Raw genomic sequence first — 21,442 nt, forward strand, 5'->3', positions numbered from 1 at the left:
TTCTATTGAATTCTGACCAATTCTTGCACGGGCGGATCGCGCTTGCCTCCCCGCACAACTCCTGCGAGATTCAACATTTGGCGCATCGGGGGGTGCGGCAGGGGAACCCCGTGCGAATACTCGACCATGCTTGATCTGAAGACCGTTCTGGTTGTTACGTTTGCAACCGCAAGCCTGCAGGCCGTCACCTGGTTGTTTGTGTGGCTGGCGTGGCGCCGCCTCTATGAGTTGAAGTTTCTTGCGGCCGGCTTCGTCGCTATCGCGGCGGGGGTGCTGCTGATTCTCCTGCGTGGGGAGCAGCCGGCGGCCTGGGCCATCGTGCTCCACAACACGATCATCAAGCTAGGCCTGGTGTTGCTGGCCGAGGGTCTGGCGCGCTTTCTGGGACAGCCACGCTATACCTGGATCAGCATTTCACTGCTGATTTTCCAAATTGTCGCATGGAGTGCCGCCCTCGCGATTGATCCAGGCGACATTGCTATACGCATTCACGCATCGACCTTCTTTACGGTCGTGATGATGTCGGTGATGTGTCTTGGGCTGATGCGGGACCGGACGCAACCAACCCTCCTGCGCTGGATCACGATCGGTGTGCTTGCCGAGTATATCGCGGCTAGCGTTCTCCAGAGCATCATCGAATACCGGCTGCCGGTCGATTTTCAAGGCGCCTCAGTTCTGGCCGACCGCAACGCCTGGTATCTGCTGCAGGGCGCGCTGTTCCTGATCGCCTTTTTCGGCTGCCTGCTGTTCATGGTCAGTTCGCGGCTGTCCTCTGCGCTGCTGGAGAAAAATATCGCCCTGTCGCGGGAGGTACGGGAACGACGACGGCTGGAAAGCCGGTTGAACGCGAGCCTGGCGGCCGAACGTGTGCTTCGCGACGAGCAGGCGGACTTCATGCGCGTCGTCAGCCACGAGTTTCGCACCCCGCTCGCCATCATCCGCAACGCGGCCGACATGATCGGCCTTGTCGGCCACAAGTCGCCCGAAGCGACACGAGAACGGATTGCCGGCATTGGCGAGGCGCTCGATCGCCTGTTTTCCCTGATCGACCGCTTCATGGCCAATGATCGCGACAGCGGGTTTCAGCCGGAGATGATACGCGTCGGTTTGCTTATTGCCGATGTGCGGCTGCATTTCGGGATGACCGGGCGCGGCGAGCGCCTGATCTTTACGGCGGATGACGACGCCGTTTCGCTTGTCGCCGATCCCGAGATGCTGGCGACGGTCCTGATCAACCTCATCGACAATGCGCTCAAATATTCGTCGGAGGACCAGCCAGTGGATATCGATGTGCGCAGCGAAGGTCGAAGTGCGGTCATTCGGGTGCGTGACCGTGGCATCGGCATTCCACAGGCTGAGCTTCACAAGATCGGCAGGCGCTTTTTCCGGGCCTCCAATACGATGGCGGTAACCGGAACCGGTCTCGGCCTCTATTCTTCGCGCAAATTGCTGGCCTATCACGGCGGCAAGCTGCAGTTGCTCGCCAACGACGACCAGGGCATTACGTCCATCGTCAGCCTGCCTCTGGCAGGCGAGGCAACGGATCGACTTTCGCCCGAGGAACTGACCGCATGACGCATATTCTGATCGTCGAGGACGAGCCCCGGCTGCGCAAGGATCTGGCGGATTTCCTGGAACTGACGGGCTTCACGGCCGAAGGCGTCGCCACGGCAGGGGAATTGCGCCAGACGCTGGCCAACGGCAGCTCGCCCGCTGTCATCATCCTCGATGTCGGGCTGCCCGATGGGAACGGGTTCGATCTGGCAACCGAAATCCGCAAATCACATGCCTGCGGCATCATCATGCTGACGGCGCTCGGTGACAGCGACGACCGTATCCGTGGCTTTGAGAGCGGCGCCGACATCTACCTGGTCAAGCACAGCACGCTGCGCGAGATCGACGCCGCAATTCGCAGCCTGCTGCGACGGACGGGAGCCCCGCCCGACTCTGCCAACGGCAGCAGCGATCGGTGGGTGCTGGACGGCACGAACTGGATGCTGATCGCGCCCAATCACCGTTCGCTTAAACTGACGGCGGCCGAGTTCGCCTTCATGAACGTGCTCTGCAACCGTAGCGGCGAAATCTGCCAGCGCGAGGATCTGGTGGAGCTTGTCGCCCGTCCCAGGTCGAACTTCGACAACAGGCATCTCGACGCAGTCGTCAGCCGGCTACGCCGCAAACTGGAGGAGCACATCAGCTTGCCCGCGCCGATCAAGGTCGTCTATGGCGTTGGCTACATCTTCACCGCGGCCGCCGCCGTGCAATGAACGTCTGCTCAACGGCTGCTTCCAGACCGAAGCATCGACTGGTCATGGCGCGGCAGGACCTCGATGTGCAGCCTGCAATGTCCGCTCTCAGGAAGCCACCATGCCCGCCCCTAAGACCGAGATTGCCGCCATTCGCAACCTGGTCAATGACGCTCACCGTTGGCCCATAGCGGAACACCCTCAGCTTACTCCTCGCCCTGCTTCTGCGCGATGATGTCGAGCCGCTCGCGGTCGGAGCGTTCGCGCTCGTCGCGGTTGCGCACGTCCTTGTAGGCACGCTCAACCATGTTGGTGCGGGCGGTCGCGGCGGCGATGAGGCCGGCTTCTTGCTTCGCGCTTGCCAGGTTCGCCTCCTGGCGCACGACCGCTTGGGCGATGCGGCGGTGGTAGAGATCGGGGAACAGGGCGGAAAGCGAATCGGCCTGGTCGAAATGGCCGACCAGTTCCCTGGCTTCAGCCTCGGCGGCACTGGCCGCGGCAAGGAAGGTGGCGTGGCGGGTTTCGTGCAGCGCCTTCAGCTGTTCCTGCACCTTGACCAGTTTCTTCAGGCGGTCCTTGCGCGTGCTCATGGTCATCTCGCCAGCGTCAGGTCGACGAAGCCGTCGACGAACAGCGACAGCATGGTGCCGACGGCGAAATAGAAGATGATCATGCCGCCGGCGATGATGAAGGGCTGGGAGATGAAATAGATCGGGATCTGCGGGGTCAGCTTGTTGACGAAGCCGATCGTCAGATTGACGAGAATGGCATAGGCGACGAACGGGCTGCCGAGGCGGATGACCAGGAAGAAGGTGTCCGACACCGTGTCGGTGACATCGACGAGGGCTGCCTGCGGGTTGAAGAAGATGTTGACCGGCGCGACCGTGTAGGAGGAAACCAGCGCGCGTATTATCTCGTGGTCGAAATCGAACACGAACAGCATCAACAGCGCCGAGAACGAGATGATGGCGGCAAGGGCTGCCTGGGGTTCGGGCTCCTCGATCGCCGGTCCGCCGGTGCCGCCATAACCGACCAGCATGGCGATGGCCGAGCCCATGAAGCGCAGGGCTTCCATGTAGAGCCTGGTCATGGCGCCGATCAGGCCGCCGACCAGAAGTTCCGAGATGATCATCGGCACCAGGATCTGCGGGCGCGGGTCGACGAAAGGAAAGATCTTGTCCCACAGGAAGGCGAGCAGGCCGCCGGTGGCGGCGACCGCCACGAACAACCTGACCTGGACCGGGACGCGGGCGCTGGACAGGCCCGGCATCAGCATGAAACAGGCGCCGATGCGGCAGAAGGCGAGGAACGCCGCGATGACGACGCCTTGCGACAGCACGCTCACGATATGGTTCCGAGCACCCTGATCTCGACGCCCTTGGCGATTTCGACGTGGCTGAGCACCGGCAGCGTGGTGAACAGCCGCTCGATGATCATGCGCACATAGGGGCGGGCGTCGGGCGCGGTGACGAGGACGAAACGCTCGCCGGCTTCCAGATATTTCTTGATCGCCTTGGTCGCGTCCTGGCCGAACTCCTCGAGCTGGCGCGGGTCGATGTCGAACTCGCGCACCTCACCCTTGGCGTCGCGCTTGAGGCTCTGGTGGAAGGCGAGATCCCAGCGGTTGCCGAGGCGAAGCACCTTCAGCACGCCGCCCTCGGACAGGTCGCCGCAAATCTGCTGGGCCATGCGGATGCGGACATGTTCGACGATCTGCTCGGTGCGGCGCACATGCGGCGCGATCTCGGCGATCGCCTCGATGATCAGGTGCAGATTGCGGATCGAGACGCGCTCGGCGAGCAGCAGCTTCAGCACCGCCTGCAGGCCGGGATAGGAGATGTGCGTGGTGCAGATCTCGTCGGCGAGCTTGCGGTATTCCTGGTCCTGGCGTTCGAGCAGCGCCTTCATGTCCTTGTAGGACAGAAGCTGCGGCAGGTTGTTGCGGATGACCTCGGAGAGATGGGTGAGCAGCACCGACATGTTGTCGGCGAAGGTGTAGTTCTCGCGCTTCAGATCCTCGGCGAAGGCTTCGACCACCGAATAGGCGCGCATGCCGAAGGCCGGCTCGCGGATTTCCTCGCCCGGTATCTCGGGTATGTCGCGATTGCCGAGCAGCACCATGATCTCGCCGACGCGCATCTGGTATTCGGCCACCACGGTGCCGTGCACCTTGATCTGGTAGCTCTTCGGCGGGATGGCGAAATCGTCGGCGACACGCACTTCCGGCACGACGAAGCCGTACTGGGTGGCGAATTTCTTGCGCATCTTGCCCATGCGGAAAACCAGTTCCTGATGCGACGTCAGCAGCCTTGTCGACAGCTGCTTGCCGATCAAAAGCTCGATCTCGGCGGTGGCGAGCGAGGCCTTGACCGAGTTCTTCTCCTCCTCGACCTTGGTCGCCTTTTCCTGGTCCTTGATCGCCTCGGCTTCGGCGAGGACACGGTTGGCGCGCATCGGGATGACGTAGCCGAGACCGGCCATGCCGGCTGCGAGCGCAAAGAACGGGAACAGCGGCAGGCCGGGCATCAAGCCGAGCAGCACCAGCAGCGATGCCGCGACATAGAGGGCGCGCGGGTGGGCGCCGAGCTGGCCGAACACCGCCTGGTTGGTCGAGCCGCGGGTGCCGCCCTTGGAGACGAGCAGGCCGGCGGCGAGCGACACGATCAGTGCCGGGATCTGGGTGACGAGGCCGTCGCCGACCGACAGCTTGATGAACACGTCGGCGGCTTCGCCCATGCCCATGCCGTGCCTGATGTAGCCGATGGCAATGCCGCCGACGATGTTGATGGCGGTGATGATGAGGCCGGCGATGGCGTCGCCGCGGACGAACTTCGAGGCGCCGTCCATCGAGCCGAAGAAAGAAGATTCTTCTTCCAGTTCACGGCGGCGCAGCTGCGCGGTCTTGTCGTCGATCATGCCGGCCGAGAGGTCGGCGTCGATCGACATCTGCTTGCCGGGGATGGCATCGAGGGTGAAGCGCGCGCCGACTTCGGCGATACGCGTGGCGCCCTTGGTGATGACGATGAAGTTCACCACGATCAGGATCATGAAGACGATGAGGCCGATGACGAAGTCGCTGGCCATCACCAACTTGGAGAAGCCGGCGATGACGTAGCCGGCGGCATGCGTCCCTTCATTGCCATGCGACAGGATCATGCGCGTGGTGGCGATGTTGAGCGACAGCCGCAGCATGGTGGCGATGAGCAGCACGGTTGGAAAAGACGAAAAATCGAGCGGCCGCTGGATCCACAGCGCCACCATCAGGATCAGCACCGAAAGCGCGATCGAAAAGGCGAGGCCGACATCGATGAGAAAAGCCGGGATCGGCAGGAACAGCACGGCAAGTATGATGACGATGCCGATGGCGAAGAAGACGTCGCGGCCGTTCTTGGCGGCCGCGCCGGGCTGAATGCTTTCGCTGATCGCCATATCGTCCTCAAACCCCATAGACTGCCGAGCGCGCGACAGCCCTGTGAGGGTAGTCCGCCAAGCTTGCGCGAGGGTGGGAGACTGGCTAGTTCGAACGATCATGCGCAGGTCGCCGTGTCGGCTAGCCTCGCCAGGAAAGGGAAACCCATGCTTCTGATCATCGGCACCATCCGCTTGCCGCCAAACAAATTTGAGGAAGCCAAGCCCGCAATGGAACGCATGGTTTCAGGCAGCCGCGCCGAGGTCGGCTGCATCCAATATTCCTATGCGCAGGATGTTTTTGATGCCGGGCTCATCCGGGTCACGGAAGTCTGGAGCGACAGGGCAGCGCTCGACGCGCACTTCGCCTCGCCGCACATTGCGGACTGGCGTGCGAGCTGGCCGGCGCTCGGCATAGGCGAGCGCAACCTCGTACTCTATGAAGCCGGCGAGCCCATGCCGACCTGAACGGTCCATCGGCCCGATCGATATCGCGTCCACTTGTCGCCAATGTGGTGTCTGTCGGCATTGTGGTTGCCATGCCGTGCCGCCGGGCGTATCAGGCTGGCTTTCCACTGCCTTTCGATATCGGCGAGCCGCCCCGGTGCTTTCCAGAAACCACAGCGAAGTTTACGCCCGCCGGCTGCGCGCGGTGCTGATCAGGTCGTTGCCCCTGCTCGAGGCACGCGGCATCGTGGTGGTCATCCTCGCCGGTGTCGTAGGCGTCATGGCTGGCATATTGGTCACGGCGATGAGCCAGATCGTGCAGGACCTGCACGGGCTGCTGTTCGGCGTTCAGCCTGGCGGCCGGCTTTCCGGCATGTTCTCGCTCGCCAATCCGATGCAGGCGCTGATACCGGCGATCGGCGGCATACTGCTGGGGCTGACGGTGGTCTGGCTCCGGATACGGAAATTCCGCACACCGATCGACCCGATCGAAGCCAATGCGCTCTATGGCGGGCGCATGTCGCTGACCGACACCTTCATCATCGCCGGCCAGACGATGATCTCCAGCGGTTTTGGCGCCTCGGTCGGGCTGGAAGCCGGCTACACGCAGGTTGGCTCCGGGCTGGCATCGCGGCTGGCGGGCATCTTCAGGCTGCGCCGCAACGATGTCCGTATCCTGGTCGGCTGTGGTGCGGCCGGCGCCATCGCCGCTGCCTTCGATGCACCGCTGACCGGCGCCTTCTACGGCTTCGAATTGGTCATCGGCATCTACTCGGTCGCCAATGTCGCGCCTGTCATGACCGCCGCGATCTCAGCCTCGCTGACCGCTGAAATGTTCGGCGGGGTGCCTTTCCCGCTCGAGCTTTCGGGTCTGCCGGCGCTCACCGCCAGCCAGTATGTGCCGTTCCTGCTGCTCGGGCTGCTCGGCGGTGCCGCCTCGATCGCCATCATGCATCTGGTGACGCTGATCGAGCGCGGTTTCGCCAGGCTGTCGATCGATGCGTCGCTGCGCCCCGTCATTGGCGGCGTCATCGTTGGCTTGTTGGGGCTGATCACGCCGCAGGTGCTGTCCAGCGGCCATGGCGCGCTGCATCGCGAATTCTCGATGAATTACGGGCTGGCCGTGGTGGCCAGCGTCTTCGTGCTCAAGCTGGCGGCGTCGGCGGTCTCGCTGGGATCGGGTTTTCGCGGCGGGCTGTTCTTTGCCTCGCTGTTCCTCGGCGCGCTGCTCGGCAAGGCGTTCGCGGATGTGATGCTTGTTATTTCTCCGGCAACCGGCATCGACCCTGCCGTCGCCGCCGTCGTCGGCATGACGTCGCTCGCCGTCGGTGTCGTCGGCGGTCCGCTGACGATGACCTTCCTGGCGCTGGAATCGACCCGCGACCTGACGTTGACCGGCGTCGTGCTGGCCGCCTCGATCATGTCGGCCATCCTGGTGCGCGAAACCTTCGGCTACTCGTTCTCGACATGGCGCTTCCATCTGCGCGGCGAGACCATCCGCAGCGCCCACGATGTCGGCTGGATGCGCAGCCTCACAGTCGGCTCGATGATGCGCAAGGACATCAAGACCATCTATGCCTCGACGACGCTGGCAGCCTTCCGCAAGGAGGTGCCGCTCGGCTCTGCCCAGCGCGTCATCGCCGTCGATGCGGGCGACCACTATGTCGGCGTGCTGATCGTGGCCGAACTGCACAGCGATCCGTCCGATGGCGAGGTGCCGGTGCGCGATCTCGCCAAATACAAGGACGCGGTGCTGGTGCCGAGCATGAACGTGCAGGCCGCCGCGGAAACATTCCAGCGGGCGGGCGCCGAAGAACTCGCCGTGGTCGAGGATTTCACCGACCACATCGTGCTGGGCCTGTTGACCGAAGGCCATTTGATGCGGCGCTATGCCGAGGAACTCGACAAGGCGCGCCGGGACCTGTCGGGCGAGGGGTAGAGGGCAAGAGGGGTTACGGGCTTAATGCTCGATCGGCCCCTTGGCCATCACAAGCGCCGTGCCGGCGGTGGTCGGGCGCTCGATCATGCGTCGTACGCGGGGCGGTTCGTCGCCGCTGTGCAGGGCCCGCACGCGTTCGCCGATGACGGCGTCGGCATGGGTGATGCGTCCATTGTGCCTGATATACTCGATCCAGGTCGGCGTGTGATAATGCTCGATCCATACGGTGGGATTCTCGAGATCGCGCGCCAGCGTCCAGTTGCGGGCGCCGTCACGGCGGCGGATGCGGCCGCGTTCGGCCATGATGGCGAGGAACTCCGGTTCGTCCTCGTGGCGGATCACATATTCGATCATGATGGCGATGGGACCACTGCGCGGCTTCAGGTCAAGCGCCAAATGCGGTTCCTTGAAGCGATTGAGCGGGTCGAGGTTGAGCACCTGCTGTTGCGGCAGCGGGAGCAAAAGACCGATGGCGCCGCCGGCCAGCATGGCGATGCTGGCGGCGATCAGCGCGGTTTCGGCGCCATGCGCGTCGGCGACGACGCCCCAGATCCAGCTGCCGAGCGCGATGCCGCCGAAGGTCGCGGTCTGGTAGACCGACAGCACCCGGCCGACCACCCAGCGCGGCGTCGCCATCTGCACCGTGACGTTGAAATGCGAAAGCGCGATCACCCAGCAGGCACCGCCGACAAGCAGGCCGAGCGATGTCTGCCAGGCATGCTGGCTGACGGCGGCATTGAAGGCGCAGACGGCGAAGCCGGCGAACGCACAGCGCACCATCGTCTCGCTGGAGAGCAACTGCCGCAGCCTGACGCTGATCAAGGCGCCGCCGACCGCGCCGATGCCGAAGGCGCCGAGCATGATGCCATAGGTAAGCGCATCGCCCTTGACGACGTCGCGCGCCACCAGAGGCAGCAACGCAAGCACAGCGCCTGCACTGAAGCCGAACGCAGCACCCCTGACCAGCACCTTGCCGATATTGGGCGACATGGCGACATAGCGCAGGCCGGCGCCCATGGCGGCCCCCAGCGACTCGCGCGGCAAGGTCGATACCGGCACGTTCGGCTTCCAGCGCGCCAGCACGACGATCAGGCCGATATAGCTCACCGCGTTCGCCGCGAAGGCGGCTGCCGCACCGGCGGCGGCGACGATGATGCCGCCGATCGCCGGACCGACGCTGCGCGTCAGGTTAAAGCCCATCGAATTGAGGGCGACGGCCGCCGGCACCTTGTTGCGGGGAACGATATCGCCGACGGAGGCTTGCCATGATGGGCTGTTGAGCGCGGTGCCGCTGTCGATCAGGAAGGTGAAGGCAAGCAGCGTCCATGGCGTGATCAGGCCCGAATAGGTGAACAGGGTCAGAAGCACCGACACCACCAGCATGAAGGTCTGGGCGACCAGCATCACCTTGCGCCGGTCGAAACTGTCGGCGATGGCGCCGGCGACCAACGCAAACAGCATGATCGGCAAGGTGGTCGAAGCCTGGACAAGGGCCACCTGATAGGGCGAGGTGGCGATCGTGGTCATCATCCAGGCGGCGCCGACACCCTGGATCAGGCCACCGAAATTCGAGACGAGACTTGCGCCCCACACGGCGCGGAAAATGCCGTGCCGGAAGGGCGCCAGCGCCGAGACGCTCTCGCTGTCCGGCTTTTCGTCAATCATTTGGGATTCCTGCCATGTCGTGCCTGCCCGTCAGACAATCCGTTTGCGCAGACCGTTTGCCGAAAGTAGGGCATGGCGCCGCAAAGGGCAAAAAAGCTCATGGTCCAACAATGGGATAGAGGCGGTCCAGGCCTTGTCTGCCGTGCGTGCGGAGGCGCCAAGGGGATCGGCGGCGTCTGTCTTCGGACAATTACGAACGGCATGCCGCGGCACGCCTTCCCAAAACAGGTTAGAACCCGTTCTGGATGCGCTCGAAGATGACGTTGGTGAAGGCCGATATCTGGCTGCCGATGAAGGGGCCGGTCAGCGCCACCACCAGCATGATGGCGACGATCTTCGGCACGAAGGTCAAGGTGATTTCCTGCACCTGGGTCAGCGCCTGGATGAGGGCGATGCCGATGCCGACCACCATGGCGACCAGCACCACCGGAGCGGACGCGACGAGCACCGTCCATACCGCGTACTGGACGATGTCGAGAGCGTCGGCCTCATTCATGGGACTGGCTCTCTGTCGAAAGCGTCAGCTTGCCGCCTTGACCGAAACTCCCGGACCGACCGCGACTTCGGTGCCGTTCTGCAGCACGGCGATGAGACCGTTGCTGGCGAGGCGCACCGAAGCCACGGTGCCCGTCGTCAGGCCGTCGGCGGAGGTTATCGAGCGCCCGATCAGTGCGTCGGCCTGCGACAGCGCCGAGGACTGCATGATCTGATTGAGCTTGGTGTTGGTCTGCACCGATTGCTCGACCTGCGAGAAGGTGGCGAGCTGGGCGACATACTGCGTCGAATCCATCGGCTTGGTCGGATCCTGGTTCTTCATCTCGGCGATCAGAAGCTTCAGGAAGGACTGGTAGTCGACTGCTGTCTTCGAGGTGGACGCGGTGGCCTGATTGGCGCCGGTCGGAATCGTCGTCGTCATGTCCACGTTCATCAGTATCGTGCTCCCACAGCCAACGGGCGCTCGGCACCCGAAACATCGTCATTCCCACCCAGCGCGCGGCGTTCGAGCGGATAAAGTGCGCGGATCGCCTTCAGCGCTTCGTAGATATGGTCCTCGCCGACCATGCGGTCGATCTGTTTCAGCGCGCTGCAGATCTGGCCGTCCTCGAAGCTTGCCAGAAGCAGCGGCAGCGAACGACGGAACATCTCGCGTGCGGCGGCGGCGCCGGCCGGGTTCATCAGCATGACCTGCAGGATGAAATAAAGCTGCTTGAGCGGTGTCGAGGCATCTTCGGCCTGGATCACGTGGTTTTCGAGCAGGAACTGGACGTCGTTCATCAATTCGACGGTGACCTTGCGGTCGACCCGGATGACGGCGCCGTTGATGTAGATCTTTTCGTTCGGCTTCAGCGATATCTTCAGCGTGTTGGTCATTGAATGCCGTCCCTGATGATCTGGGACACCTCGATCAGCCCTTCGAAATTGTTGGTGCGGCCCTGACGGATGTCCTCCGCCTCGCGCAGCAGCCACAGGCCGATGGAAATGAGGTTGGCGCGCAGTTCCTTTGGCAGAGCGTTGTCGCTGGAGCCAAGATCCTCGACGAAGGCGGTCCAGACGCGGTTGGTGAAGTGAAGCGCCTCTATCGCCTCCATCGAACCGTGGCCGGCCACTGCTGCTGCCGCCAGCATGTCGATCGAGCGGGTCAGAAGCTCGCGCTCGCGGTCCTTCGCGTCGGCAACGGAGTTGCTCTGGATGTCGGCGTAAGAGAATTGGTACATCGTTGGGGCTCTACCGTTCCGTTAAGCGTTGTCAGGTCAGGTAATTCAACAGGCTGAGCTGCTGCAGGCGTGCGGTCAACGCGAAAGACGTTTCGATGTGCTGTGTCAGGTCCGCGACCCGTGTCGCGGCTTCGGCCGGATCGACAGCTTCCAGGTCGAGAATGTGCCGTTCGAAAAGGTCGACCTGCGTTTTCATCCGATCGTTGGCATCGGAAACCCGCTTCTGGACGATGCCGGTCTCGGATTGAAGCTGGCCAATGCCGCTCAGCGCTTCGCCAACCAATGTGGTGGAGCGGCTGACAACCGTATTCTTCGCCGCCTGGCTGATGTTGCTGGACATCAGGCTGCTGACCATGGCTGCCGCCATTGCGAGCTTCTGGATGCCGGCGCTGTTGGCGCTGGTCGACGTCGGTGTGGTTTCGTTGAGTGCGATGCGGCTGACGATCTGCTGGTCGGTGGCGTTCGACCAGTTGCCCTGCCAACCAGCGCCCGTGAACTGCGGGGCGACATCATTGGTGATGAAATCGTCCATCTGGGCAGCCGTGATGTCGGCCGCGAGCGGATCATCCTGGGTGAAGCCGAAATTGGCGACGAAAGCGGCGTCGAATGCCGCCTTGGCGGGGGAGCCGGCAGCTGTGAAGTCGTTGATTGGCTTGACGTCGGTGTTGGTGCCGGCGAACAGGTATTCGCCATTGACGCTGGTGTTGAGGATCGAGGTCAGCTGCTGGATGGTCGCCTTGCCGGAGGATTGGGTGAGGCTGTTGGACGAGTCGCTTGAGGAGGCGGTGGTCAGGGCGGACAGGAACGTCTGAGCGGCGGTCGAGAGTTGACCAAGCGAGGTCTGCGTCGAGGAGAGCCGGGCGCCGACCAGGCCGTTGGAATCGATGATGACGTTGAGCCGGTCAAGATCGCGCTGGAAAGTGACGGCCTGGGTGGTGCGCCCGCCGAGAGCCAGGCCGACGTCGGCGACCCTGCCCGTCGAGGATTCTTTCGTGGCTTTGACGAGTTCGGCCTGCATGCGCATCTGCTGGGAGCGCATGGCATTGGAGATTGCGGCCGAGGAGACTGAAGTCATGGAATTATCCCACCGCGTTGAGCAAGGCCGTCATCATGTCGTCGACGGTTTTCATCATCCGGGCCGATGCCTGGTAGGTGTGTTCGAGGTCGAGCAGCAGCGACATTTCCTGGTCGACATTGACCCCGGTCGCGTTGGACAGCGCCTCGGCGCTGCGCGACGCCAGTGCTTCCTTGGCGTCGGAGGCGGTCGAAGCCTGCTGGCGCACGCCCTCGAACCAGCCGATCGAACTGGCGGCGTAGTCGGACACGCTGGACGTTGCCGAAACCCCGGCGGCGGGGTCGAAAGTCATCGGCTGGTCGAGCCGGTCGCCATAGGCAACCAGAAGGGTGGAATAGGATGCGCCACCGCCCGTGTTGGCGACGTAGGCCGCACCGTTGGCTCCGCCGTCGCGCAGCAGCATCGGGTTGCCGCCGGTGCTCGGGTCCATCGCTGCATTGACGCTGATGGACGCGGCAAGGCCGTTGACCAGCGTGCCGGCGGCCGGCACGGCCGGCGCACCAGACCAGGTGAACAGGCCGGCGGCGTTGGCCATCGAGGGTGCGGTCTCGGCAAAGGCTGTGATCAGGCCACGCGCGGTCTCGTCGAGCTGGCTCTGCATGGTCGAGGCGACGCCGTCACGCAATTGCAGCAGGCCGGCAAGCGTGCCGCTGGCGCTGGTGTTGCCACCAGCTCCCGCCGAGATCGGCACATTGTCGATGTAGACGGCATTGCCGGCGGCACCCGCGGTATAGCCTGCCGACGCCGCGAAGGTGACCGTGCGCGGTATCGTCTCGAACAAGGTCGTGCCGTCGCCGGTGGTGATGACCATGTCATTGTCGCCTCGCGTGAAGGTCGACACCGGGACATAGTTCGAAATCTTCTTCAAAAGCGCATCGCGCTGGTCGAGCGCATCGGAAACGTCGGTGCCGGAACGGGTTCCGGACATGACGGCCGTGTTGGCATCCTGGAATTGGCCGAGCAGCGAGTTCAGGTCGTCGACGGCGGTGGCAATCTGACCGTCGGTCTGGGTGCGGAAATCCTGGACTGCCTTGGAGCCCTCATTGAGCGAGCGCACGACCTGTTTGGCGGCGTCGATGACGGAGGCGCCGAGGTTCTGATTCGACGGCGAGGTGGCGTAGAGCTGCAGCGCCTGCTGCAGGTTGGCGATCGCAGTCGAGGGCGAGGACGCATTGTCGACGCCATTGACCGCAACACCCAACTGATCCATGCCGTTGTAGAGAGCGTTCTGGCCGCTCCAGGCCGATAGCGCGGCGAGATTCTGGCGAAACAGAAGCTCGTTGGCTGCGCGCTGGATATCGACCGAGCGCGCACCCGGCGCCGTGCTGGTGACGACGGCCTGGCGCCGCGAATAGTCCGGGTTGGAGGCGTCGGCGACATTGCGCGAGACAACGCTGGTCTGTCGCGCGGTGTTCATAAGCGCCGACTGGGCGATACTCAATGCGGTAGACAGTGACATGCGGGTCTTTCGCGGGCGACGCCCGTCTTATCTCTTCAGGTTGACAAGGACGTCCATCAGATCGGAACCGGTCTGGAAGACTTTCGAATTGGCGGTGTAGCTGCGCTGTGCCGCGATCATGTTGGTCAGTTCTTCGGCGATATCGACGTTGGAATTCTCGAGCGCGCCGGAGATGATGGAGCCGAGCTTGCCTTCATTGGCAAAGCCGACACGAACCGCGCCGGACTCGGTGCCCTGCGAATAGACGTTGCCAGGCAGCGCCTTGAGCTGGTCCGGGCTCTGTACGTCGGCCAGCGGGATCTTGTAGAGCGGCTTGGTCGAGCCGTCCTTGTACTGGGCGTAGATGGTGCCGTCCTTGCTGATCTGGACCTTGTCGATGGTGCTCGGTGCGTTGCCGTTGACCTGGGCGTCGGAAACCGTGAAGCCGGTGCCAAGCTGGGTCAGCGCCGACAGATCGAGATTGAGGGTGGCGCCGTTCGGCACGGTAAATGAAACGTTGGTGGGCGTGCCGGTGAGCTTGCCGGTGGTGGTGTCGAAGGTCAGGTTGGCCGAGCCCAGCAAGCCGCCGGCGGTGTAGGGGAACGATGTTCCAGCGGTGGCCTTCGACTGATCGAAGACCGCCACCTGCCAGGTGCCGGCGCCGGTGTTGGTGAAGTAGACGTCGAGCAGCTTCTTGTTGCCGAGATTGTCGTAGGCGACCATGGAGGATTTCGACGTGTATTGCGCGGTCGCAGCGTTGGCGGCGGGCAGGTTGGCGGTCGCGACCGGGGTCGCACCCGCCGGCAGGTTGCCGGCAAAGCTGCCCTCGGTGCTCGGCGTTGCGGTCATGCCCTGGTCGGAGATGACAACCGGGACCAATCCCTCGAAGCCGTTGACCGTCGCTGCCGGTACGCCGTTCTCGTAACTGTAGGCCATCAGCTGGAAGCCGGCCGAGTTGACAAGCCTGCCCTGACCGTCGGGAACGAAAGCGCCGGCTCGGGTCAGATAGGGGGTACCGCTCGGATCCTGAACGACAAAGAAGCCATCGCCGCTGACGGCAAGGTCGGAAACCGAGGTCGTGTACTGAAGCACGCCCGGATCGCTGACCGCCTGACGGATCGTCGTGGTGACGCCGCCGGAATTGTAGGCGCCGCCGGTCGACGGCATGACCAGCGTCGAAAATTCGGCGGAGGACCGCTTGTAACCCGTGGTATCTGAATTGGCGATGTTGTCGGCGACCGTCGACAGGCGGTTTGCCTGCGCGTTCATGCCGGAAACGCCGGTCCGCATCATTCCATAGAGGCTCATCGAAACGTCTCCGCTGTGTCCATGCTGCTGGCTGCGAGGCTACGCATGTTTTCTTGCGCGAGGCTGGCGCGGCGCTGCATCAGAAGACGAGCCGGTAGCCGAGGAAACGCTTGGAATCGATCGGGTCGGTGCCCAGCTTCTCGCGCAGCTTCTTGCGCAGTTTGCTGATGTGGCTTTCCACCACGTTCTCCTCGACCTCTTCGTCGAAGATGCCGTAGATGGCGTTGAAGACCTGGGTCTTGGTGACCCGGCGTCCGCGATTGCTCGCCAGATATTCGAGGATGCGGCGCTCGCGGCGCGGCAGGGGGAGGGGCTGACCGTCGATCTCGGGGTCGCGGCCGTCCATGAAGATGCGCATGGCGCCGATCTCGGTGTAGGCGACGTCTTCCTGGGCGCGGCGGCGGATCGCGGTGATGCGGGCCAGGATCTCACGAATATGGACGGGCTTGCGAATGACGTCATCGACGCCGCTCTCGAACAACCGCAGCGTGTTCTCCAGCGAATGCTGTTCGCTCAGCGCAATCACCGGGGCGCCGGTGCGGTCGCGGATCTGGCGCGGAGAGATGGAACCTTCGCGGCAATCGCCGATGAGGAAGGCCCTGACCGAGCGCAGATCGGTGTCGGCGGCCGAATTCACCCACTCACCGAATTCGCCGGATGCAAAGCCTGCACAGGCGATGCCCTCACGATCGAAAAGTGAATTGTATCCCTCTGTTACGAGCTCGCGCTCGTCAACGATCACAATCATCGGCCCCGCCTTCCGAATCGAATCATTTGCCCCGTGAAGAGAGGCCTATCCGCTGGCGAGAATCCTGAACAACCGTCATTTCTTGTAGCTAGTTTCTTGGGAGTCTGGAATCGTATCGGTTGCATTAGCGTGCAGCCAGATACGCATTCGGCGCCAAGTTTTGGCCAGGCCAGAACAACAATTCGGGGTTGTGTGTTAGGTCTATTAGTAATGGAAAATGCGCTTATGGGTTGCAGAATCCGCGGGCGTTCGCGGTCCATTTTCCAAAGCCGGTGGCGACCATGTTGGCAATGACACGGCAGACATAGATCTTCTGCGCCGGGTCATTGTCGGGGCCGGCATGATAGCGGGCCACGGCCATCGACCAGGTCTCGTGACGGGCATGAAGGCTGGCCAGGAAGCGCGCCGCATAGTCGACATTCTGACGTGGGTCGAGCATGTCCTCGACGCTGCGAAAATGCGATGCGTGGTAGTGGTGGTTGATCTGCATGCAGCCCAGATCGATCAGGGTCTTGCCCTCGCGCCGGGCATTGGCGAAGGCGGCAAGGGCCTCGGGCCGGCTTCTGGGAAAGACTGCTTTTCCCTCTATATTCAAAGCGTTGGGTTGAAGGCTGCCCTTGTTGCCGGTCTCCGTCAGGCCAACGGCATAAAGGATGCCGGCGGGAACGCCATAGCGGTCGGCGGCGCGCAGGATTTCCGGCTCGCAAGGGTTGGTCGTGGCTGCGGCAGCTGTTACCGCGCTAGATAAAGATATCGCCGCCAGCGCGCTCGCGAGAAGGCGAAGTGCCGCGGCCGTAGTCCTGCGCGTCATCGTTGCGGTTCCTTGAGGATTGCTGACCCGGTTGCTGGCCGCCGGCTCCACCATTGCCGCCGCCCGAATTCCCCGGTTGAAAGGATGCTGGATCGCGGCCTGTTGCCGCCGCCAACGGAGCGGTTGCATCCGTCCGGGTTGTAGCGGGAACTGCTACCGAAGGTTGCAGTATCGTGACCTTGTCAACCTCGAAGCCGAGCCCTCGCAGCGACTTGACGATGGCCTCGCTGTCGGCGGACAGCCGACGATAGGCATCGTGTGTTTCAGGCTTCAGCTCAATCGAAAGTTGTTCCCCGGAGAGGCGAAGATTGGCCGTCACCATGCCGAGTTCGGCAGGGTGAAGTTCGATCTTCAACACATGTGTCGGAACGGCAACAGAGCTGGCCAGATGGGTGGTCGTGGGTGAGGCTGAAAGCGCCTTTTGCGGCCCGGCGTCGGCGGCTATGGCGTTGATCACATTGAGGGCCGCCTGGCTGATGGGACCCTGCGGCGGCGCGGGGAAGCTCCGTTCCGACACCACGTCGATGCGCGCGGCGGACAGGGACTGTTTTCCCGCTTCGGGACGCATCGAGGACCGCACATCCTCGATGCTCCTCATCGCATTCGTGGTGGGCTTCGACGGCACGCCGGGCACATCGACAGCCGGCGCGTCCGACAGCTTCTGAGCCGCCGCTGTGACGTCGCGTTTTGGCGCGCTGGAGGCAGCGCTCGGCGACTGACCGTCAAGCGCCGTCAAAGGTCCGTCGACGATCGACGCCTGCTCCGGCTTCGACATGGTTTCGAGTGCTTCGCGTCCGCCCGACGATTTTGAGCGGTAGGTCTTTGGCAGTGCAGCCTGTCCGCCGAGCGCCGGGTCCGACGGATTCTCGCCGGTGGCCGCATTGCCCCCCGCTGCCTTGGCCGCTGTCGAGAAATGCCGCAGGTCATGAAACGCGATCAGCAGCGGCAGGTCGTCCTGAAGCGGCGCGGTATCCGACGCCGTCTGTTCGGCGTCGGCCTTGTGCGCCTTTGCTTCCAAATCGTCCTTGCCGGTTTTCACGCTTGCGCCTTTGGCCGAGGTGGTCCTTCCGGGCTCGGCCGATGCCGGTTCGACCTTGGCGCCATGCCCGGCGAGGCCGGCAGCGAGCTTGCTCCAGCGCCGGTCGCGCGATCCCGCCTCTGTCGACGCCTGCCGTTCCGGGCGGGCATCGTCGCGCAGCATTTTGCCGAAGCCGGCGTCATCGTTTCTGCCGTTCGCGGCAGGCTGCTCCGACGTCGCGCGCGTGGAGGCAAATCCTGGCAAGGCCGAGCCGAGGCTGGTGGTCATTTAGGGGCGGCTCCAAGCATCTGGTCGATCAGGTCGAGCTGTCGACGTGTTCTGGTCATGGCGGCGTCGGTCGGATCGGCGGGCTCTGGACCGGCGGCGGGCGAAGGTGCCGACGCCGGCACGACGGTCGCAGGCTCGGCGGATGTGGCTGCAACTGCCGCCGTGTCCGGCGCATTGGCGGCCGGTCCGCCGGAGGCCGCGGTGGCGGCGGGTTGCTCCGAGATGGCGCCTTCGACCGGTGGCAAGCCACTGTCATCGGCGTTTTGCGGCGTGGCGATCTCGGGAGCCGGAGGTTGCTCGGCCGCGACAGGGGCAGGCTTTTCCGCCGGAAGGGCGGTGGGCGGCGCGACGACCTCGCCGGCAATGGCCTGAGCGGCGTCGAGCAAGGCGCGGTCGCCCTCCGACAGCCGGCTGCGATCGATCTTGCCGAGCTTGGCACGAATGTCCTCGATTGTGCCCGAGGTGACGGTGGAAAGGCTGGCATAGAGCAGGGCGCGTGGATCGTCCTGATTGGTGTTGCCGTCACGGCCCTGCTCGGCCCGCGCCGAAGCGAAGGCCGAAAGGTCGTTCAGGCCGTCTATCGCGGCACGGCGGGCGATGCGCAGATAGATCACCTTCTCGCGCTCGGGATCCATCATCGAGGTGATGTCGCCCAGCTTGTCCTGGCTGATCGACATGTGCAGCGCGATGACGCCGGAGACAAAGGAGTCCGCGAACTGGCTGGCATAGGGCGAATAGAGGTAGCGCTCGACATACTGGGTGGAAGCAAGGGCGAAACGTGCCGCGTCGCCTTGCGCGACTGCAAGGCCGACCGAACGGCGAAGTGCCGCCTCCTCGACCAGCGTGCCGGGGCTGAGCAATCTTGCCTCGTCGAGCAGACCGAGTGCGGTCGCCGGTTGATCGCCGGCAAGCAGCGAGCCTTTGACCAAAGCGAGGAAGGCGCCGAGATCCGGAGGCAGCGCCATGGGATCGATCGGCCTCAAGGCTTCGATAGCCTTGCCGGGCCGGCCGTTGAGGTACTCAATCACGCCTTTGGCGATGGCAAGGCTTTGCGGGTCCGCCGTAGCGCGCGACGTGGCCGCTTCGACGGTCACCGGGTTGCCGCCGCTCATGCCGTAGACAAGCAGGGCCCGAAAATTCTTGGGATCCTTGTAGTCCTCGGCATTCGCCGCGCGCAGGCGCGTATCCGTCATCTCGAGCAGCTTGGCCTGCATCGGCAGGGCGGCATGATCCCCGGCGGCTATGCGGTCCTGGATGAGTTGCAGCGAGCGCACCAGCTGATACGGCTGCAGGGCCTCCTGGGCGAAACCAGTGGACGGGTGTCCGCCGGCCAGCAGCAACAGGCCAATCAACCGGCGGGTGACGGCCGCTCGCTTCATCCGCCGGTCGCCATCAGGATCTCGATGCGGCGGTTCGCGGCCGCCAATGGATCGGCTGCTATTTTCGGCTGGCGGTCCGCGAAACCGGCGACCTCGGTGATGCGGCGTTCGTCGACGCCGCCGCGCACGAGCATGTAGTACGCGGAATGCGCGCGCGCCGTCGACAGCCGCCAATTGTCGTAGCTGTCGCTGCGGAACGGCCGGGCATCGGTGTGGCCGTTGATGCTGATGGTGCCCTTCTGGCTGTTGACGATGCGGCCGATCTTCTCCATTGCCAGCACCAGTTCGCGTCTCGGCAACGCCGAGCCGACCTCGAACATGCCGAAGTCGAGCTGATCGGTGATCGAGATGACGACGCCCTTGTCGGTGGCTTCGACCGAGACGCCGTCGTGCAGCTTGTCGCCAGGCTTGAAAGCATCGGCCAACTGCCGCTTGACGTCGGCCGCTGCCTTCACGGCAGCAGCGGTTGGTGCCTTCTCCCCGATGTCGGGCTGGACGGCCTTTTGCGCCTCAGGCTCAGCCTTCGCTACCGCGGCCTTGGTGCCGTCCGATTTGGTCTCGCCGGCCAATGCCGTGGCAGGGTTCGCGGCCTGTTTACTGGTCGCGTCCTTTGCCAGTGGCTCGAGCGGTGCCGCGACAGGCGGCACGGCTTTGATTTTGAGCACCTGCGTTTCGGCGGTCTTGTCGCCGGGCTTGGCCGGATCGCCCTCGATCTTGGTGCGCTGGGCGCTGGCCTCGGCGCCGGGCGCCGCGACCTGCTGCGACCAGAAATCCGGCTCGAAAGGATCGCGGTAGGAGGCGCCACCGGAGGCGCCGGTAGCCGGGCCGGCAGCCTGCACGCCGCCATCGCCTTTCTGGCTGACATTCTGCATGACGCCGGTATCTGTGGCGATTTCCGAAAGCACGGCGTAGGGGTCGGCGAAGAGATGGTCGTCGGAGTGTTCCGCCTGCTGTGGCTCCTGCTTGTCCTGCTTGCGCTCGGACGCGCCCGCGCCGGCATTGCCGTTCTGTCCGGCTTTGCTGGTCGCCTCTTGCGGATCGTCGGCCGTCAGTCCCATGGCGCGCGGGCCGTCGCCGAGATCCTCCAGGCCCTTGCGGCTCGAATTGCGGTCGACCAGCTTGACCGGGTTGAAGTAGCTGGCCACGGCTGCCTTGGTCTGCTCGTTGGCGGCGTTGATCAGCCACATGACCAGGAAGAAGCACATCATGGCCGTCATGAAGTCGGCGAAGGCGATCTTCCAGACGCCGCCATGGTGGGCCTCGTCATGGTCGTCATGACTGCGCCGCACGATGATGATCTCGTGGCGGCCCTGATCGGCGTTGGCGACGCTCATGCCAGGACCTCCGAGAGGGTCGTCGACCATTCGGCCATGCGCGTTTCGAACACCGCCTCGTCGATAGCCACGGTCAGGTCGAAGCCTGGCGCCTCGACAAAATCGAGATTGGCGGCGCGGGGTCCGAGCGATGCCTTCAGTGTTTCGAACATCGAGAGCGGGCCGCGCACGACGATGCGCACAGCCTCGGCGTCGCCAACCGCTTCGCGGACGGCGTCTGCCAACGCATCGATCGAACGTTTCTGCAGATCGTCGCTGACGATGCCGCCGATGATGCGGGCGACCGTGCCGGCGACAAGTCCGGTCACGCGCGCCTCCATCGCATCGATGTGCAACGAGACCGCCTTGCCGACATCGTCGCCAAGGCTTTCGAGAAATATCCTTGCTTCCTCAGCACTGGCCTGGCGTTCGGCTTCGAGCGCGGCGTCATGCGCAGCCGCCAGGCGGCCCTCCAGCGCTGCCTCCGCCTGGGCAACCGCCTCGGCGATCAGCGTGCCGATATCGGCTTGCGTCGCCGGCGTCTCGGGCTTGTGTTCGGGATCGACTGCTGCCCGGGGCTGGCCGGCACGCTGCGCGCGCGTGCCGAAATCAGGCAGAAGGTCGAAGAGGGCTACGGAAGGCAT

The 21,442-nt window shown here is 63.9% G+C and carries 21 protein-coding genes; 4 read left to right on the plus strand and 17 right to left on the minus strand.

The window, feature by feature from the left end; genetic code table 11:
- Positions 1–42: 42 nt before the first annotated feature.
- Positions 43–1,575, plus strand: a complete 1,533-nt coding sequence (locus tag EOC83_RS00775; protein ID WP_224621544.1) for a HAMP domain-containing sensor histidine kinase — start codon at positions 43–45, stop codon at positions 1,573–1,575.
- On the plus strand, positions 1,572–2,267 hold the full coding sequence (locus EOC83_RS00780; RefSeq protein ID WP_013529766.1) for a response regulator transcription factor: 696 nt from the start codon (positions 1,572–1,574) through the stop codon (positions 2,265–2,267). The genes EOC83_RS00775 and EOC83_RS00780 overlap by 4 nt, the downstream gene beginning before the upstream one ends.
- A gap of 185 nt (positions 2,268–2,452) precedes the next feature.
- Here EOC83_RS00780 and EOC83_RS00785 read toward each other — a convergent pair whose 3' ends face one another.
- The 3 genes from EOC83_RS00785 to flhA are packed head-to-tail and all read right to left on the minus strand — an operon-like array spanning position 2,453 to position 5,675.
- A complete protein-coding gene (locus EOC83_RS00785) occupies positions 2,453–2,836 on the minus strand; it encodes a hypothetical protein (RefSeq protein WP_063168930.1) in 384 nt (127 codons plus the stop codon).
- Between the two features lie 2 nt (positions 2,837–2,838).
- Complete coding sequence (gene fliR / locus EOC83_RS00790; RefSeq protein WP_013529768.1) at positions 2,839–3,591, minus strand: flagellar biosynthetic protein FliR; 753 nt, start codon at positions 3,589–3,591, stop codon at positions 2,839–2,841.
- Positions 3,588–5,675: a flagellar biosynthesis protein FlhA gene (gene flhA, locus EOC83_RS00795; protein WP_063168929.1), complete on the minus strand. Its 2,088-nt coding sequence runs from the start codon at positions 5,673–5,675 to the stop codon at positions 3,588–3,590. Before flhA ends, fliR begins: the two co-directional genes overlap by 4 nt.
- Before the next feature lie 147 nt (positions 5,676–5,822).
- On the opposite strand from flhA, the gene EOC83_RS00800 reads away from it, so the two are divergent.
- A complete protein-coding gene (locus EOC83_RS00800; RefSeq protein ID WP_063168928.1) occupies positions 5,823–6,122 on the plus strand; it encodes a putative quinol monooxygenase in 300 nt (99 codons plus the stop codon).
- A 136-nt stretch (positions 6,123–6,258) separates the two neighbouring features.
- Entirely contained in the window at positions 6,259–8,040 is a 1,782-nt protein-coding gene (locus EOC83_RS00805; RefSeq protein WP_063168927.1) for a chloride channel protein, read from the plus strand.
- A gap of 21 nt (positions 8,041–8,061) precedes the next feature.
- Here EOC83_RS00805 and EOC83_RS00810 read toward each other — a convergent pair whose 3' ends face one another.
- The 14 genes from EOC83_RS00810 to EOC83_RS00875 form a co-directional block, all read right to left on the minus strand.
- Entirely contained in the window at positions 8,062–9,705 is a 1,644-nt protein-coding gene (locus EOC83_RS00810; protein ID WP_063168926.1) for an MFS transporter, read from the minus strand.
- 229 nt (positions 9,706–9,934) lie between these two features.
- Complete coding sequence (fliQ, locus tag EOC83_RS00815) at positions 9,935–10,201, minus strand: flagellar biosynthesis protein FliQ (RefSeq protein ID WP_013529773.1); 267 nt, start codon at positions 10,199–10,201, stop codon at positions 9,935–9,937.
- A gap of 24 nt (positions 10,202–10,225) precedes the next feature.
- The gene (flgD, locus tag EOC83_RS00820; protein ID WP_013529774.1) at positions 10,226–10,633 is read right to left on the minus strand and encodes a flagellar hook assembly protein FlgD; all 408 of its coding nucleotides are present in this window, start codon (positions 10,631–10,633) and stop codon (positions 10,226–10,228) included.
- Positions 10,633–11,076, minus strand: a complete 444-nt coding sequence (flbT, locus tag EOC83_RS00825; protein WP_013529775.1) for a flagellar biosynthesis repressor FlbT — start codon at positions 11,074–11,076, stop codon at positions 10,633–10,635. Before flbT ends, flgD begins: the two co-directional genes overlap by 1 nt.
- Positions 11,073–11,420 (minus strand): flagellar biosynthesis regulator FlaF, encoded by a 348-nt coding sequence (gene flaF / locus EOC83_RS00830; RefSeq protein WP_013529776.1) that lies wholly within the window; start codon positions 11,418–11,420, stop codon positions 11,073–11,075. The genes flbT and flaF overlap by 4 nt, the downstream gene beginning before the upstream one ends.
- Before the next feature lie 31 nt (positions 11,421–11,451).
- A complete protein-coding gene (locus tag EOC83_RS00835; protein WP_013529777.1) occupies positions 11,452–12,495 on the minus strand; it encodes a flagellar hook-associated family protein in 1,044 nt (347 codons plus the stop codon).
- A 4-nt stretch (positions 12,496–12,499) separates the two neighbouring features.
- Positions 12,500–13,954, minus strand: a complete 1,455-nt coding sequence (gene flgK / locus EOC83_RS00840; protein WP_063168925.1) for a flagellar hook-associated protein FlgK — start codon at positions 13,952–13,954, stop codon at positions 12,500–12,502.
- A 27-nt stretch (positions 13,955–13,981) separates the two neighbouring features.
- Entirely contained in the window at positions 13,982–15,241 is a 1,260-nt protein-coding gene (locus EOC83_RS00845) for a flagellar hook protein FlgE (protein WP_013529779.1), read from the minus strand.
- A gap of 79 nt (positions 15,242–15,320) precedes the next feature.
- Positions 15,321–15,989: a response regulator transcription factor gene (locus EOC83_RS00850; protein WP_013529780.1), complete on the minus strand. Its 669-nt coding sequence runs from the start codon at positions 15,987–15,989 to the stop codon at positions 15,321–15,323.
- Between the two features lie 223 nt (positions 15,990–16,212).
- Complete coding sequence (locus tag EOC83_RS00855) at positions 16,213–16,800, minus strand: transglycosylase SLT domain-containing protein (protein WP_063168924.1); 588 nt, start codon at positions 16,798–16,800, stop codon at positions 16,213–16,215.
- Positions 16,730–18,106, minus strand: a complete 1,377-nt coding sequence (locus EOC83_RS00860) for a flagellar hook-length control protein FliK (protein ID WP_063168923.1) — start codon at positions 18,104–18,106, stop codon at positions 16,730–16,732. The genes EOC83_RS00855 and EOC83_RS00860 overlap by 71 nt, the downstream gene beginning before the upstream one ends.
- Positions 18,103–19,485, minus strand: a complete 1,383-nt coding sequence (locus tag EOC83_RS00865) for a hypothetical protein (protein ID WP_063168922.1) — start codon at positions 19,483–19,485, stop codon at positions 18,103–18,105. Before EOC83_RS00865 ends, EOC83_RS00860 begins: the two co-directional genes overlap by 4 nt.
- On the minus strand, positions 19,482–20,819 hold the full coding sequence (locus EOC83_RS00870) for a MotB family protein (RefSeq protein ID WP_063168921.1): 1,338 nt from the start codon (positions 20,817–20,819) through the stop codon (positions 19,482–19,484). Before EOC83_RS00870 ends, EOC83_RS00865 begins: the two co-directional genes overlap by 4 nt.
- Positions 20,816–21,442, minus strand: a complete 627-nt coding sequence (locus tag EOC83_RS00875) for a hypothetical protein (protein WP_063168920.1) — start codon at positions 21,440–21,442, stop codon at positions 20,816–20,818. Before EOC83_RS00875 ends, EOC83_RS00870 begins: the two co-directional genes overlap by 4 nt.

The organism is Mesorhizobium sp. Primo-A, from assembly GCF_003997175.1.
GTDB classification, from domain to species: domain Bacteria; phylum Pseudomonadota; class Alphaproteobacteria; order Rhizobiales; family Rhizobiaceae; genus Mesorhizobium; species Mesorhizobium ciceri.